The organism is Streptomyces sp. NPDC004111 (assembly GCF_042874215.1).
Lineage (GTDB): Bacteria > Actinomycetota > Actinomycetes > Streptomycetales > Streptomycetaceae > Streptomyces.
Window position 1 is genome coordinate 119,917 of the sequence record NZ_JBIAMU010000021.1, and the last position, 14,469, is coordinate 134,385.

General features: G+C 72.7%; 12 protein-coding genes. 6 read left to right on the plus strand and 6 right to left on the minus strand.

Going from position 1 to position 14,469, the window contains the following annotated elements:
* Positions 1–7 precede the first annotated feature (7 nt).
* The 3 genes from ACFYVL_RS34505 to ACFYVL_RS34515 form a co-directional block, all read right to left on the minus strand.
* Positions 8–700, minus strand: coding sequence for a Fic family protein (locus tag ACFYVL_RS34505; protein ID WP_389252043.1), 693 nt, complete (start codon positions 698–700; stop codon positions 8–10).
* A complete protein-coding gene (locus ACFYVL_RS34510) occupies positions 697–1,371 on the minus strand; it encodes a hypothetical protein (RefSeq protein ID WP_389252045.1) in 675 nt (224 codons plus the stop codon). Before ACFYVL_RS34510 ends, ACFYVL_RS34505 begins: the two co-directional genes overlap by 4 nt.
* 63 nt (positions 1,372–1,434) lie before the next feature.
* Positions 1,435–2,019 (minus strand): hypothetical protein, encoded by a 585-nt coding sequence (locus ACFYVL_RS34515; protein WP_389252047.1) that lies wholly within the window; start codon positions 2,017–2,019, stop codon positions 1,435–1,437.
* Between the two features lie 508 nt (positions 2,020–2,527).
* Between ACFYVL_RS34515 and ACFYVL_RS34520 the strand changes: the two genes are divergently transcribed.
* Positions 2,528–3,466 carry a serine protein kinase RIO gene (locus ACFYVL_RS34520; RefSeq protein ID WP_389252049.1) on the plus strand — a complete coding sequence of 313 codons (939 nt, stop codon included), beginning with the start codon at positions 2,528–2,530 and terminating at the stop codon, positions 3,464–3,466.
* A 122-nt stretch (positions 3,467–3,588) separates the two neighbouring features.
* On the opposite strand, the gene ACFYVL_RS34525 is transcribed toward ACFYVL_RS34520, so the two are convergent.
* From ACFYVL_RS34525 to ACFYVL_RS34535, 3 genes are all read right to left on the minus strand, one after another.
* Positions 3,589–4,278, minus strand: a complete 690-nt coding sequence (locus ACFYVL_RS34525) for a VOC family protein (RefSeq protein ID WP_389252051.1) — start codon at positions 4,276–4,278, stop codon at positions 3,589–3,591.
* A gap of 129 nt (positions 4,279–4,407) precedes the next feature.
* Entirely contained in the window at positions 4,408–4,905 is a 498-nt protein-coding gene (locus tag ACFYVL_RS34530; RefSeq protein ID WP_389252053.1) for a peptidase inhibitor family I36 protein, read from the minus strand.
* 188 nt (positions 4,906–5,093) lie between these two features.
* Positions 5,094–6,299 carry a nitrate/nitrite transporter gene (locus ACFYVL_RS34535; protein ID WP_389252055.1) on the minus strand — a complete coding sequence of 402 codons (1,206 nt, stop codon included), beginning with the start codon at positions 6,297–6,299 and terminating at the stop codon, positions 5,094–5,096.
* 369 nt (positions 6,300–6,668) lie between these two features.
* Between ACFYVL_RS34535 and ACFYVL_RS34540 the strand changes: the two genes are divergently transcribed.
* Genes ACFYVL_RS34540 through ACFYVL_RS34560 form a run of 5 tightly spaced genes read left to right on the plus strand, consistent with a single transcriptional unit; the run spans position 6,669 to position 14,433 of the window.
* Positions 6,669–10,316 (plus strand): nitrate reductase subunit alpha, encoded by a 3,648-nt coding sequence (locus ACFYVL_RS34540; RefSeq protein WP_389252167.1) that lies wholly within the window; start codon positions 6,669–6,671, stop codon positions 10,314–10,316.
* A gap of 1 nt (position 10,317) precedes the next feature.
* Positions 10,318–12,015 (plus strand): nitrate reductase subunit beta, encoded by a 1,698-nt coding sequence (narH, locus tag ACFYVL_RS34545; RefSeq protein WP_389252057.1) that lies wholly within the window; start codon positions 10,318–10,320, stop codon positions 12,013–12,015.
* Positions 12,012–12,641 (plus strand): nitrate reductase molybdenum cofactor assembly chaperone, encoded by a 630-nt coding sequence (gene narJ / locus ACFYVL_RS34550; RefSeq protein ID WP_389252059.1) that lies wholly within the window; start codon positions 12,012–12,014, stop codon positions 12,639–12,641. Before narH ends, narJ begins: the two co-directional genes overlap by 4 nt.
* Entirely contained in the window at positions 12,638–13,435 is a 798-nt protein-coding gene (narI, locus tag ACFYVL_RS34555) for a respiratory nitrate reductase subunit gamma (RefSeq protein ID WP_389252061.1), read from the plus strand. The genes narJ and narI overlap by 4 nt, the downstream gene beginning before the upstream one ends.
* A complete protein-coding gene (locus ACFYVL_RS34560; RefSeq protein ID WP_389252063.1) occupies positions 13,435–14,433 on the plus strand; it encodes an Acg family FMN-binding oxidoreductase in 999 nt (332 codons plus the stop codon). The genes narI and ACFYVL_RS34560 overlap by 1 nt, the downstream gene beginning before the upstream one ends.
* Positions 14,434–14,469: the final 36 nt, after the last annotated feature.

Genomic DNA, 14,469 nt, shown 5'->3' on the forward strand with positions numbered 1-14,469 from the left:
ACGGTGCTTACGACCGGGCCGGTCCACCCCGGACGTGCGCCGCGGGGCACGCCCGGGGTGGACCGGCGGGCGGCTTCGCGTCCATCAGGATCCCCAGCAGCACCGCCAACTCGGCCGCACCCTCCGTGTCGTCGGCCCAGCGAGTGGTCTGCAGGGGATGCACCTGGGCGAGCGGGACGCCCTCGCGAGCCAGTACGAAGGCCAGCGTCAGCATCGCCGCGCGGGCGTTGCCGTCCTCGAACGGGTGGAAGAACAGCACGTCGAGATGGGCGCGGGCGGCGCGTGCGGGGAGCGACAGGTCCGGTTGAGTGCTTTCCGAGAGGCAGTGTTCGAACCGTGCCCGGGTGTCGGCCGCCAGGCCGTAACGCTCCCGGCCGCCCTTCGCGTAGGCAGGCGCCGTACGGAAGTCCGCAGAAGTCCGGTGCAGGACCGTCCGCTGCCAGGCGGACATGAGGGCGAAGGTCAGCGGTCTGCCCTGTGCCGCGTGGGCGAGGGCCAGATCGAGGGCGGTGAGGACCCGCCGGGTTCCCTCGGCGTCGCGACTGCCGCGTGTGGTGGTGAAGAAGTCCCGGAACGCGTCGCGGGCCGGTGGGCGTGTGACGGGGCGGGGGCCGTTCCACGAGGGCCAGGGGATCCGCGTACGAATCCGCAGCCAGTCGGTCAGGGCGTCGTCCCGCCGGTGCGTGGTGGCCGACGTCAACGGACACCGTCCACGGTCCGGGCGAACCGCGTACTCACCGCGCCGACCGCGACGACGTCCGGGGCGACCCAGCTGTCGAACCGGCCGCCGACCGCACCGCCCACGATCTCCCGGGCCCGCTCCTCGCCGATGCCGTTGTACGCGAGGAACCAGCCGAGGACCTGCTCGCAGTGTTCGTACCAGCCGCTCTCGGCTCCCGTACGGTCCGCCACCACCGTCACCAGCCGGGTGCACGCCCGTTCCCAGTGCCAAGGATCCACGGGAGCGGAGGGGGACGCCGGGTGCGGCGGCGCCAGCGAGGCGAAGCGCGCGGCAAGTTCCTCGATCCAGTCGCGCCATTCGACCAGTGCCTCCACGACCAACGGGGCCGTTGTGGCCGCCGTGGTCACGGAGTGGGCGGTACAGCACCACACGTGGACGGCCCCGCCGTCGGTGTCGCCCTCACCGGCCGACCAGTTCCAACCACAGGCCCACCGGCCGTACCGCTCCACGAGGAACTCCGTGACCGGGGCCAACGAGTGCCGACGCAGCTCTCGGGCGGCCCCGGCGCTGGGCAGCAAGGGTGCGACGAGGTCGGCGAGCGCCGTGGCGGCATTCTCGTCCAGTCGGCACGGATGCCGGGACGGATCCACGTCGGACCAGGTCAAGTCGCGTGCCCACAGTTCGCTCACCGGGCCACTCTGCCGTGCGTGACCGCACGGACTCCACCCCATTACGGGGTGGTCGGAGCGCCGCTACTTCTGGACCGGCGGGCAGAAGCTGGTCTTCTCGCCGATGGAGTTGATCTCGGCGTTGGAGCGGGGGTCGCCCGCGTAGTTGATCTGGTCGGTGCACTTCTTGGCGGGGTCCTTGGGGGTGCCGGGCTGCTTGTCGGCCTTTTGGGGCTTGGGGCAGGTGCCGGTGCTCGCGCCGATGGAGTTGATTTCCGCGTTGGAGCGGGGGTCGTTCGCGTAGTTGATCTGGTCGGTGCACTTCTTGGCGGGGTCCTTGGGGGTGCCGGGCTGCTTGTCGGCCTTTTGGGGCTTGGGGCAGGTGCCGGTGCTCGCGCCGATGGAGTTGATTTCCGCGTTGGAGCGGGAGTCGTTCGCGTAGTCGATCTGGTCCGTGCACTTCTTGTCGGACTTGGCGGAGGTGTCCGCCGACTTGTCCTTGGCCGCGTCGGACTTCGGGGCGCCGGGGGTGTTCGTCGCGGACGAGGAACTGCTCGCGGAGGAGGAGGACGAGGACGAGGTGCCGGCACCGTCGTTGTTGCAGGCCGTCAGCGACAGGCCGAGGGCAACCGCGGTGAGGGTCAGTGCCGAGATCTTCCGAGTGCGCATGGTGAGGTCCTCTGCGTGGGGGCTGTCGCTCCGGGGAGCGTATGGGGCGGGCGGGCGAGCCGGTCAGCGGCTCGCCCGTGTTCCTTGCTGTCCTCCCAGACGGGAGGTGGGGCCGCCGGAGTTGCTTCATGATCGCGCTCAAGACATGTTCGTGACAAAGCGGTGATCACGTCGTGAAGTCCGCGCCGGGAGAGCCGCACCAGCCCTTGCCGGAGGCCTGTGCGCGAGCCTGTCCGTGCGGGGCTTGCGGGGCCCTGACCTGCGTACCGACCTGTGTCGGTGTGCGGGAACCGCGTGCGGTTCCCGCACCGGTCCGCTGTGCCGCAGCCCCGGTGTCCGTCGACGTGCGCCGAATAAATCGGTTGCCGCCCCACGGGTCCGCCCTTCACCATGGGCGGGACATCGGGAGCTGCCCGGTGCTTCACGAGAGGAGGCACGACCGTGACCACGACTGTTCTCGGCCTGCCCGCAGACCGGCCCCCTCTCACCTCATGGAGCACCCCCAGCGATGTCGTACGACGACTTCCCGCAGTACCCGCAGCACCACGAACTTTCTGACGCCCTCGGCGCCGACCCCCACCGCTACGTCCCGCCCACGGACGACCTGGGCGACGTCGACGATCGGTTCATCTTCGACTTCCGTACCTACGACGACCTTGAGGACGGCCAGCGCTGGTCGACCTGGCTCGGCGTCGAACCCCTCAGCCGCGGCCCCGAGCCCCGGCCGGACTGGGTGGTGACCTCGCAGGGCGCGGTCGACACCGAGCTCGGCGTCCTCAAGACCGGCAAGGAAGCCGACGTCCACCTCGTCGAGCGCGCCGACCCGCTCGACCCCGCCGCGGGCGTGGTCATGGCGGCCAAGCGGTACCGCTCCGCCGAACACCGGTCCTTCCACCGCGCCGCGTCCTACACCGAGGGCCGCTCGATGAAACGCTCGCGCGACGAGCGTGCGGTCAAGCGGAAGAGCACCTTCGGCCGACAGGTCGCGGCCGGCGAGTGGGCGGTGTCCGAGTGGGGCGCGCTGGTGCGGTTCTGGAACCTCGGGCTGCCGGTTCCCTACCCGGTCCAGATCGACGGCACCGAGATCCTGATGGAGTGGATCACGGTCGCCGACGAGGACGGCACCCTGGCGACCGCACCCCGGCTCGCCCAGGTCCGGCCCTCACCCGAGCTGCTGGCGTCGTACTTCGAGCAGCTCACCGACGCGCTCGCGACGATGGTGCAGAACGGCGTCGTGCACGGTGACCTCTCGGCGTACAACATCCTGGCGGCGGGGGAGCGGCTGGTCATCATCGACCTGCCGCAGATCGTCGACCTCGTCGGCAACCTCAACGGGATGAACTTCCTCCAGCGCGACTGCGCCAACATCTGCGGCTGGTTCCGTGCGCGGGGCCTCGACGTCGACGAGCAGGAACTGTTCGCGGAGTTGATGGCGCACGCGTTCTGAGCGACCCGCCCGAGCAACCCGAAGGAAGAACCCGGGCGGGTGCTGGGGCGTGGTGAAGGCGCCCAGCACCCGCTCGCCGGCCCCGCGCGGCCGTGGGCCGGTGTACCGGTCGGTACGCCGGTTCAGTCCCGGCCCTGCCACGTGGTGACGCAGACCTCGTTGCCCTCCGGGTCGGCGAGTACCCAGAACGCGGGGGCACGGGCCGCGGACACGAGCCGGCCTCCGGCGGCCAGCGCGGATTCGAGCCGCCGAGGGGCCTCGTCGTGGGGAACGCAGACGTCGAGGTGGAGGCGGTTGCGCTGCGGGCGCGCCCGGTCCATTTGCTGGAACCAGACGGCCGGGCCCTGCCCGAGCGGGTCGACGAGCGGGGACTCGGGCCCGTCGGCGCCCGCCTCGGCGGTGTAGCCGAGCACCGCCTTCCAGAACGGCCTGACCCCGGCGATGTCCAGTGCGTCGACAGCGATCTCCACGAGCTGGACCGGTCGCGGCGCCTCGGATCCGGTGCCGGGATCCGGCAGGAACCCGGACCGTTCGGCGGCGGCGGAGATCAGTCGGGCGAGTTCCACGTCCCGGGCGGTGACCGCTGCCCGGTCCCACGTCTGCAGGGTCAGGAGTGTCCGGCCGGGACGGACGTCGACCCGCAGATGGCGGTCGGCATCGTCGCCGCACACCGCGACGGCGTCCGCCGCCAGACCGACCGCCGCGGCCAGTGTCCCCACCGCGAACGACGTCTGCAGGGTGCCCAACAGGTAGCGCCAGCCGTAGTCCTGGACCGCGTCCGACGCTTCCCGCCGGCTCAGTATCTGCTCCATGACCGGCATCCTCGCAGCCGCACCACCGGCCCCGCCCACCGGTACACCGCGGGGACGAGGACCGGGCACGCCGATTGGTCAGGGGCCCGCGCCTGCGAGTCCGACCCGAGCGCGGGGCCCGTCGGGCGCTCAGAGCCCCTTGGCGGCGTAGTCGTAGTCGTCGTTGTAGCGCACGTACGCCTTGCCGCCCTCGAAGGGCTCGAACCAGTCGGGCTGCCAGTCCTTGGCGGCCTTGAGGAAGTAGTTCCGCTGCTCGCAGTTGCCCCGCGCCCGGAACGAGGAGACCTTGTTCTTCCAGTAGTTCGTGAACTTGAACTTCTTGCACCGCTCCTTGGACCCGGTCCACGCCGCCATGGCGCCCCGGAAGTTGCTGTGCTCCCACACGCAGTAGTAGCCCACTGCGCAGGACTTGCTGGTGGCCGACATGACCACGCGCACCTCGCCGTTCTCCCAGGTGATCTCGTTGTCGCTCACCTTCGTGCCGTTCGGCACCGCTGCCATGTACGCGTCCACCTTGGCCGAGGCCGCCGAGGGGGCGGGTGCCGCCAGGGCCGGGGCGGTGGTGAGTCCGGTGAGGAGCAGGGCGCCTGCTCCCAGGGCGATACCGGTCTTCTTCGGAGTCTTCATGGGTGTGCCGCTCTCCGTTCGTGTCAGAGGGGTTGCGGACGCGGACGAAGTTACAAGCGGCGCCTTTGGTGCGCGTCAGCCCGCCGGTTGACCTTTCACTGCACCCTCCGCGGCAGCGGCCGGCACCCTGCACCCCGGGCCTACGGGCCCTGCACCCTTGGCCTACAGCACGGGTTTACGCGTCCTCCTCACGGATCCTGCGAGTCCCTTCCCGCGGGTCCTCCGGAGTCCGCTCCCCGTACGGTCGTGGCCGTGAAGACGCCTGCCGCGGCGGCGGTGGCGGCCAGCAGTACGTATCCCCAGGTGTAGGAGTGGGCGGCGCTCCGGATGGTGCCCATGACCAGCGGAGGGAAGAAGCCGCCCAGACCGCCGGCCGCGCCCACGAGCCCGGTGACCGCGCCGACCCGGTCGGCCGGGACGAGGCGGGCCACCAGGGCGAAGACCGCGCCGGTGGCGGTACCGAGTGCGGCGGCCAGGCCGAGGAACGCGAGCGTGCCGAAGGGGCGGAGTCCGGGCTCGGCGGCGGCGAGCAGCGCCAGCGCGGTGACGGCGGCGAAGGCGCCGGTCAGCACCGGCACCGGGTGGGTCCGGTCGCTGAGCCAGCCGCCCACCGGGCGCATGGCGACCGCGAGCACGACGAAGCCCGCGGTGCGCAGCGCCGCGTCGGACCGGGTCAGGCCGTGCGCGGTGGTGAGGTAGGTCGGCAGGTACACGCTGAAGGCGACGAAACCGCCGAAGGCCACCGCGTACAGGAGCGCGAGCCGGCCGGTGGCGGGCAGACGCAGCGTCGCGAGGGTGCGGGCGTACAGGGAGCCGGTCGCCCGGACCCGGCCCGGGGCGTCCCGCAGCAGGAGCCGGGCCAGCACCGCGTACACCGCCAGCACCACTGCCACCAGGTCGAAGGGGAAGCTGCGGGACACGTGCTCCGTCAACTGCACGGTGCTGAAGGAGGAGAGGGCGGTACCGCCCATCCCGGTGCCGAACACGCCCAGGGCCAGGCCGCGCCGCGCGGGCGGGTACCAGGCGTTGACGCAGGGCACGCCGATGGCGAACGTGGTGCCGCCCAGCCCCAGGAAGAACCCGCCGAGAAGGACCTCGGGCAGCGAGTCGGCCGCATGGCCGAGGTAGAGCACCGGCACGATCGTCAGGGCCGCGACGGCCGGGAACATGTGACGGGCACCGAACCTGTCGGTCAGCGCGCCCACCGGGATGCGCCCGAGCGAGCCGACGACGACCGGCAACGCCACGCACAGCGACTGCTGGAACGAGGTGAGGGACAGCTCCGTCCGCAGCGTCGGGCCCAGCGGCGACAGCAGCGCCCAGGCCCAGAAGCAGATCGCGAACCCGGCCGTCGCGAGGACGAGCATCCGCGCCGGGCTCGGACTTCGCGACATCCGACCGCTCCTTCCGCTCCTTACGCGACCACGGCGAACACGACCAGGGACTCGGCACCGCGGTGGCCACGACGACCCTCCCGCCGCGGCCACGGCAACGCTTGCGGACACGGCGCGGCGTGGAAAGGGGACGAGCGGGCACATCGCGGGGGACCTTCGGACCCTGCCCCAGGGCCGGGTGGGCCAGTCCGGCCGGGAGCCGCGCCGTCCGGCAGTCCACGCGGTTCAAACCCGCGCACGCGGTCAGTAGCTTGGACAGCCTCATGCCCGTCCGGCTCACGCGGCAGCGAGGTGTCACCGGTGGCAGACCGTACGAGTGCGCGCAGGACCCCGGGGAAACGAGCGCCGGGCGGTACGGTCGACGCGGCGGTGGACGCCCTGCTGAGGGCAGGCACCTTCTTCACCCGGCGGGAGACCTCGCCCGACGGGCGGGCGCGGTTCCTGCGCGGCGGCCGGGAAGGGGACGTCTTCTACCGCGACCGGTGGAGCCACGACAAGGTGGTGCGGTCCACGCACGGGGTGAACTGCACCGGCTCCTGCTCCTGGAAGGTGTACGTCAAGGACGGCATCATCACCTGGGAGAGCCAGGAGACCGACTACCCCTCGGTCGGCCCCGACACGCCCGAGTACGAGCCGCGCGGCTGCCCCCGGGGGGCGGCGTTCTCCTGGTACACCTACTCGCCGACGCGCGTCCGCTTCCCCTACGCGCGCGGCGTGCTGGTGGAGATGTACCGGGAGGCCAGGCAGCGGCTCGGGGACCCGGTGCGGGCCTGGGCCGAGGTGGTGGGCGACCCGGTGCGGCGACGGCGCTACCAGCGGGCGCGCGGCAAGGGCGGGCACGTCCGGGTGCGGTGGGACGAGGCGGTGGAGATGATCGCCGCCGCGCACGTGCACACGATCCGGGAGTGGGGCCCCGACCGGATCGCCGGGTTCTCGCCGATCCCGGCGATGTCGATGGTGTCGCACGCCGTCGGGTCGCGGTTCGTCGAACTGGTCGGCGGCTGCATGACCTCCTTCTACGACTGGTACGCGGACCTGCCGGTCGCCTCCCCGCAGGTGTTCGGAGACCAGACCGACGTGCCCGAGTCGGCCGACTGGTGGAACGCGGCCTACCTGCTGATGTGGGGCTCCAACGTGCCGGTGACCCGCACCCCCGACGCGCACTGGATGGCGGAGGCCCGCTACCGGGGGCAGAAGGTCGTCGTGGTCTCGCCGGACTACGCCGACAACACCAAGTTCGCCGACGAGTGGCTGGCCGCGCAGCCGGGCACCGACGGGGCGCTGGCGATGGCCATGGGCCAGGTGATCCTGCGCGAGTGCTTCGTCGAGCGCCGGGTGCCGTTCTTCGTCGACTACGTACGCCGGTACACGGACCTGCCGTTCCTCGTCACGCTCCGGGAGCACGAGGGGGCCTTCGTGCCGGACAAGTTCCTGCGCGCCGCCGACCTCGGCGACACCGGCGAGGGCGCCGAGTGGCGGACGGTGCTGTGGGACGGCCGCACCGGGCGGCCCGCCGTGCCGCACGGGACGCTGGGCGAGCGGTGGACCGGCTCCGGTGCCGGCCGCTGGAACCTGGACCTCGGTGACCTCGCTCCGGCGCTGACCCTCCGGGGAGCGGAGGCCGTGCCCGTCGAGGTGCTGCTGCCCCGGTTCGACGAACCCGCCGGCCGCCCGGGGGTGCTGCGCCGCGGGGTCCCCGCCCGCCGCGTCGCGGGACGGCTGGTCACCACGGTCTTCGACCTGATGCTGGCCCAGTACGGGGTGGGGCGCGCGGGGCTGCCCGGCCGCTGGCCCACGGGCTACGACGACGCGGCTGAGCCCTGCACCCCCGCCTGGCAGGAGCAGCACACCTCGGTACCGGCGGCGCAGGCCGTGCGCATCGCGCGGGAGATGGCCCGCAGCGCGGAGCGGTCCCGGGGCCGCACCATGATCATCATGGGGGCCGGGATCTGCCAGTGGTTCCACGGCGACACCACGTACCGGGCGATCCTCGCGCTGCTGATGCTGACCGGTGCGATGGGGCGCAACGGCGGCGGCTGGGCCCACTACGTGGGCCAGGAGAAGTGCCGCCCGGTCACCGGCTGGTCCACGCTGGCGATGGCCACGGACTGGCAGCGCCCGCCGCGCCAGATGACCGGCACCGCGTACTGGTACACCCACACCGACCAGTGGCGGTACGACGGCCACCGTGCCGACGCGCTCGCCTCCCCCTTGGCCCGGGGCGACCTGTCCGGCCTGCACACCGCCGACCTGCTGGCGTTCTCGGCACGGATGGGCTGGATGCCCTCGTACCCCACCTTCGACCGCAATCCGCTGGACCTGGCCGACGAGGTGGCCGCCGCCGGGGGCGACACGGCCGGGTACATCACCGGGAAGCTGGCCTCCGGCGAGCTGGGGTGGGCCTGCCAGGACCCGGACGCGCCGCGGAACTGGCCGCGGGTGCTGACGCTGTGGCGGGCCAACCTGCTGGGCTCCTCCGCCAAGGGCAACGAGTACTTCCTCAAGCACCTCCTGGGCACCCACCACAACCTGCCGGCCGACCGGCCTCCCCCCGGGCACCGGCCGCGGGACGTGCGCGAACCCGCCGAGGCCCCGGAGGGCAAGCTCGACCTGCTGGTGGCCCTCGACTTCCGGACGACCAGCTCCACCCTGCTGGCCGACATCGTGCTGCCCGCCGCGACCTGGTACGAGAAGCACGACCTGTCGTCCACGGACATGCACCCCTTCGTGCACGCCTTCACCCCCGCCATCGCCCCGCCGTGGGAGGCCCGTTCCGACTTCGACGCGTTCACCGCCGTCGCCCGCCGCTTCAGCGAACTGGCCCGCGACCGCCTGGGAGTGCGCCACGACCTGGTGGCCACCGCCCTGCAGCACGACACCCCGGGCGAGACCGCGCAGCCGTGGGGCACCGTCCCCGACCGGCGGCCCGGCGGGCGGCATCCGGTACCGGGGCGGACCATGCCGCAGCTGACCGTCGTCGTACGCGACTACGGGGCCGTCGCCGACAAGCTCGCCACGCTCGGCCCGCTCACCGAACAGCTCGGACTCCCCGTCAAGGGCCTGGTGCTGCACCCCGACGAGGAGGTCGCGCAGCTCGGCCGCAGCGGCGGACTGATGCCGCGCGGCGCCGGAGCGGGCCGACCCGCCCTGGACACCGACGCGAAGATGGCCGAGGCGATCCTCGCCCTGTCCGGCACCACCAACGGACGCCTCGCGGTACAGGGCTTCCGCACCCTGGAGGAACGGGTGGGCAGGCCACTGGCCCGGCTCGCCGAGGGCAGCGCGGAGCGGCGCATCACCTTCGCCGACACCCAGGCCCGCCCGGTCCCCGTGCTCACCTCGCCGGAGTGGTCGGGCAGCGAGAGCGGCGGCCGGCGGTACGCCGCGTTCACCACGAACGTCGAGGAACTCAAGCCCTGGCACACCCTGACCGGGCGGATGCACTTCCTCCTCGACCACGACTGGATGTACGAGTTCGGCGAGACCCTGCCCGTCTACCGGCCGCCCCTGGACATGCACCGGCTCTTCGGCGAACCCGAACCGGGCCCGCACGGTGCGAAACAGCTGACCGTCCGCTACCTGACGCCCCACTCCAAGTGGTCCATCCACTCCGAGTACCAGGACAACCTGCTGATGCTCACCCTCTCGCGCGGCGGACCGACCATGTGGATCAGCCCCGAGGACGCCGCAGCGATCGACGTGGCCGACAACGACTGGGTCGAGGCGCACAACCGCAACGGCGTCGTCGTCCTGCGCGCGGTCGTCTCGCACCGGATGCCGGCCGGCACGGTGTACGTGCACCACGCACAGGAACGGGTGGTCAACGTGCCCCTCACCGAGGCCGGCGGGAAGCGCGGCGGCATCCACAACTCCCTCACCCGCGTCCTCGTCAAACCCACCCACCTCATCGGCGGGTACGCCCAGCTCTGCTTCGCCTTCAACTACCTGGGGCCCACCGGCAACCAGCGCGACGAGACCACCGTCGTCCGCCGCCGCAGCCAGGACGTGAGGTACTGACATGCGCGTCATGGGACAGCTCGCCATGGTGATGAACCTGGACAAGTGCATCGGCTGTCACACCTGTTCGGTCACCTGCAAGCAGGCGTGGACCAACCGCAGCGGCGCCGAGTACATGTGGTTCAACAACGTCGAGACCCGCCCCGGGCAGGGCTACCCGCGCCGCTACCAGGACCAGGAGAAGTGGCGCGGCGGCTGGGTGCGCACCCGCCGCGGCCGGCTCGAACTCCGCGCGGGCGGACGGCTGCGCAGGCTGCTGGGCATCTTCGCCGGCCCGGCCGTACCGCAGCTGCGCGACTACTACGAGCCGTGGACCTACGACTACGAGAACCTCACCCGGGCCCCGCTCGGCGACGACTTCCCCGTCGCCCGGCCCAAGTCGCTGATCACCGGGCGGGACATGGCCGTCGAGTGGAGCGCCAACTGGGACGACGACCTCGGCGGCGGACCCGGGGCCGCCGCGTGCGACCCCGTCGTGGAACGGCTGCGGCAGGAGGCCGGGGAGAAGGTGCGGTTCGCCTTCGAGCAGGCGTACATGTTCTACCTGCCGCGCATCTGCGAGCACTGCCTCAACCCGTCCTGCGTGGCCTCCTGCCCCTCCGGGGCGATGTACAAGCGCACCGAGGACGGCATCGTGCTCGTCGACCAGGACCGCTGCCGCGGCTGGCGGATGTGCGTGACCGGCTGCCCGTACAAGAAGGTCTACTTCAACCACCGCACCGGCAAGGCCGAGAAGTGCACCCTGTGCTACCCGCGCGTCGAGGTCGGCCTGCCGACCGTCTGCTCGGAGACCTGCGTGGGCCGGCTGCGCTACCTCGGACTTCTCCTGTACGACGCCGACCGGGTCGGCGCCGCCGCGTCGGTCGCCGACGAGAAGGACCTGTACGAGGCCCAGCTCGGCCTGCTCCTCGACCCGTTCGACCCCCAGGTGACCGCGGCGGCCCGGCGGGAGGGCATCCCGGAGGACTGGCTGGCCGCCGCCCGCCGCTCGCCGGTGTACGCCCTGGCCAAGCGGTACCGGGTGGCCCTGCCGCTGCACCCGGAGTTCCGCACCCTGCCGATGGTCTGGTACATCCCGCCGCTGTCACCGGTCGTCGACGCCCTGACCGCCACCGGGCACGACGGCGAGGACGCGGACAACCTCTTCGGCGCCGTCGACACCCTGCGCATCCCGGTGGAGTACCTCGCCGAACTGTTCACCGCGGGCGACCCCGGGCCGGTCCGCCAGGTGCTGCGGAAACTGTCCGCGATGCGCTCCTACATGCGCGCCGTCAACCTCGGCGACCCGCCCGACGGTTCGGCCGCGGCGGCGGTCGGCCTGACCGGCGCCGACGTCACCGCGCTCTACCGGCTGCTGAGCATCGCCAAGTACGAGGACCGCTACGTGATCCCCGCCGCGCACGAGGCGGCCGGCCCCCACCTGGAGGAGACCGCCTGCAGCCTCGACTTCGACGGCGGGCCCGGCATGTACGGCAGCGGCCCCTTCGGCGAGGCGTCCGGCCGCCCCCTGCCCGTCTCCGTGGAGACCTTCCACGCACTCCGGCAACGCCAGACCACCGGCGCCCTGACCGACCCCGAGCAGCGCGCAGCCCGCGTCAACCTGCTGAACTGGGACGGCAAAGGGCGCCCCGAGGGACTCTTCCCCCCGAGCGGCCCGCGGCCAGGTCCCCCCGGCACAGCGGGGGAGGAGGCACCGTGACCCGGCCGCGCGACGCGGCCGTCGTCTGCCAGGCCGCCGCGATCCTGCTGCAGTACCCCGACGACGCCCTGCACCAGCGCCTCCCGCTGGTCGCGGCGGCCGTACGGACCCTGCCGCCCGGCCCGGCACGCACCGGCCTGACCGCCCTCCTCGACCACATCGCCGCCACCAAACCCCGCGAACTCGCCGAGCACTACGTCGCCCTCCTCGACCGGCGCCGCCGCTGCTGCCTGTACCTGACCTGGTGGGCCGACGGCGAGACACGCCGCCGGGGGCAGGCCCTGGCCGCACTCAAGGACCGGTACCGCCGCGCGGGCCTCGAACTCGACGGCCGCGAGCTGCCCGACCACCTGCCCGTCGTCCTGGAGTACGCGGCCACCGGCGACCTCGCCGACGGACTGGCCCTCCTCCAGGAGCACCGGGCCGGAATCGAACTGCTCCGCCTGGCCCTGTGCGAGGCCCGCTCGCCGTACGCGGGCGCCGCTCAAGCCGTGTGCTCCCTGCTGCCCGGCCCCTCGCCCAAGGACCGGGCGGCGGCCCGGCGGCTGGCCCGCACCGGACCGCCCACCGAGAGCGTCGGCCTGACCCCCTACCCGACGGCCCGGACGGGAGGCGGCCCGCGATGAGCGCCACCGACGTCCTGCTGTGGGGCGCGCTGCCCTACGTCACCCTCGCCGTCCTCGTCGGCGGCACCGTCTGGCGCTACCGGTACGACCAGTTCGGCTGGACCACCCGCTCCTCCCAGCTGTACGAGTCCCGCCTGCTGCGCATCGGCAGCCCCCTGTTCCACTTCGGCATCCTCGTGGTGCTCATCGGCCACGCGATCGGACTCCTCGTTCCCGCCCGCTGGACCTCCGCACTGGGCCTGTCCGAGAGCGCCTACCACGTACAGGCACTCGCCCTCGGCGGCGTCGCCGGCGTCTGCACCCTGGCCGGGGTGACGATCCTCGTCCACCGGCGCCGCACCAGCGGACCGGTGTTCATGGCCACCACACGCAACGACAAGGCCATGTACGCGGTCCTCGTCGCAGCCCTCGTCGCCGGACTGGCCACCACACTCGCCGGCTCCGGTGCCGTGGGCGCGGAGCACCACTACCGGGAAACCGTCTCGCCCTGGTTCCGCTCGCTGTTCGTGCTGCGGCCGGACGTCGACGCGATGGCCGCCGCACCGTTCTCCTTCCACCTGCACACGCTGATCGGCATGCTGCTCCTCGCGATGTGGCCCTTCACCCGGCTCGTGCACGCCTTCACCGCACCCGTCGGCTACCTGTTCCGGCCCTACCTCGTCTACCGCGGCCGAAGCACCGACACCCCTCGCCGGGCGCGCCCCCGCCCAAGGCGGCCACGGGCCCGGGACCACCCTGGAACCAGCACGCGCGCCGGGCCGCCGCAGCCCGGCGAACCCCATGGAGGCGGATGATGGCTGCCGAACCGCTCGAAACCCTCACCGTCATGCACCTGGTCACCACGGCCACGACCGCCCCCTCGATGCACAACGCGCAGCCCTGGCGGTTCCGCTACCACCGCGCGTCCCACGTCTTCGACGTACGCGCGGCCCCCGACCGCGCCATGCCGCGCACCGACCCCGACCGCCGCGCGCTGCATCTGGGCTGCGGCGCCGCCCTGTTCAACCTGCGGGTGGCCCTGGCACACGCGGGCCGCCGGCCGGACGTCACGCTGCTGCCCGACGGCACCGACGACGACCTGCTCGCCGTCGTGCGGGCCGAGCGCACGGCCGACCCGGACACGGGCCTGGCCGCGCTCTTCCCGGCCATCGCCCAGCGGCACACCAGCCGCCACCCGTTCGAGGAACGGGAGGTCCCCGACGACGTCCGGACGGCACTGCGGGAGGCCGCCGCCACGGAGGGCGCCCAGCTCCTCTTCCCCGAGGCCTGGCACACCGACACCCTGCTCGACCTCGTCCAGGACGCCGAAGGGCGCGACACGCTCGACCCCGAACGGTTCGACGACGTACGCCGGTGGACCCGCCCCGACACCGATCCGGCCGGGCCCGGCACCGCCCCCGACGGCGTCCCCGCGTACGCCTTCGGCCCGCGCAGGCACGCCGGGAGGGCCCCCGTGCGCGACTTCGCCGGGCGCCGCCCGAGCACCGGCCGCGCCGACGCCGACTTCGAGAGCACGCCCCACCTCGCGCTGCTGGGCACCGCGGACGACCGGCCGCAGGACTGGCTGCGCGCCGGGCAGGCCATGGAACGCGTCCTGCTGCTGGCCACCGGCCGCGGCCTGGCCACCTCCCTGACGTCCCACGCCCTGGAATGGCCGGACCTGCGGAAACTGGTCCGCGACCCGCAGTCCGCCATGGCGCACGTCCATATGATCCTGCGGCTCGGCTTCGGCCCGCCCGGACCCACGACACCGCGCAGGCCCGTGCACGACGTACTCGACATCGTGGAGTAGCGCGCGCCGGTGCCCGACCTGTCACCGGGCGGGCGG

Excerpts from the sequence above, each read along its gene's own strand:
- ACFYVL_RS34515 (WP_389252047.1), bottom strand. The coding sequence starts at position 2,019 with ATGCGCACTCGGAAGATCTCGGCACTGACCCTCACCGCGGTTGCCCTC.
- ACFYVL_RS34520 (WP_389252049.1), top strand. The coding sequence starts at position 2,528 with ATGTCGTACGACGACTTCCCGCAGTACCCGCAGCACCACGAACTTTCT.
- ACFYVL_RS34525 (WP_389252051.1), bottom strand. The coding sequence starts at position 4,278 with ATGGAGCAGATACTGAGCCGGCGGGAAGCGTCGGACGCGGTCCAGGAC.
- ACFYVL_RS34530 (WP_389252053.1), bottom strand. The coding sequence starts at position 4,905 with ATGAAGACTCCGAAGAAGACCGGTATCGCCCTGGGAGCAGGCGCCCTG.
- ACFYVL_RS34535 (WP_389252055.1), bottom strand. The coding sequence starts at position 6,299 with ATGTCGCGAAGTCCGAGCCCGGCGCGGATGCTCGTCCTCGCGACGGCC.
- narH (WP_389252057.1), top strand. The coding sequence starts at position 10,318 with ATGCGCGTCATGGGACAGCTCGCCATGGTGATGAACCTGGACAAGTGC.
- narI (WP_389252061.1), top strand. The coding sequence starts at position 12,638 with ATGAGCGCCACCGACGTCCTGCTGTGGGGCGCGCTGCCCTACGTCACC.
- ACFYVL_RS34560 (WP_389252063.1), top strand. The coding sequence starts at position 13,435 with ATGGCTGCCGAACCGCTCGAAACCCTCACCGTCATGCACCTGGTCACC.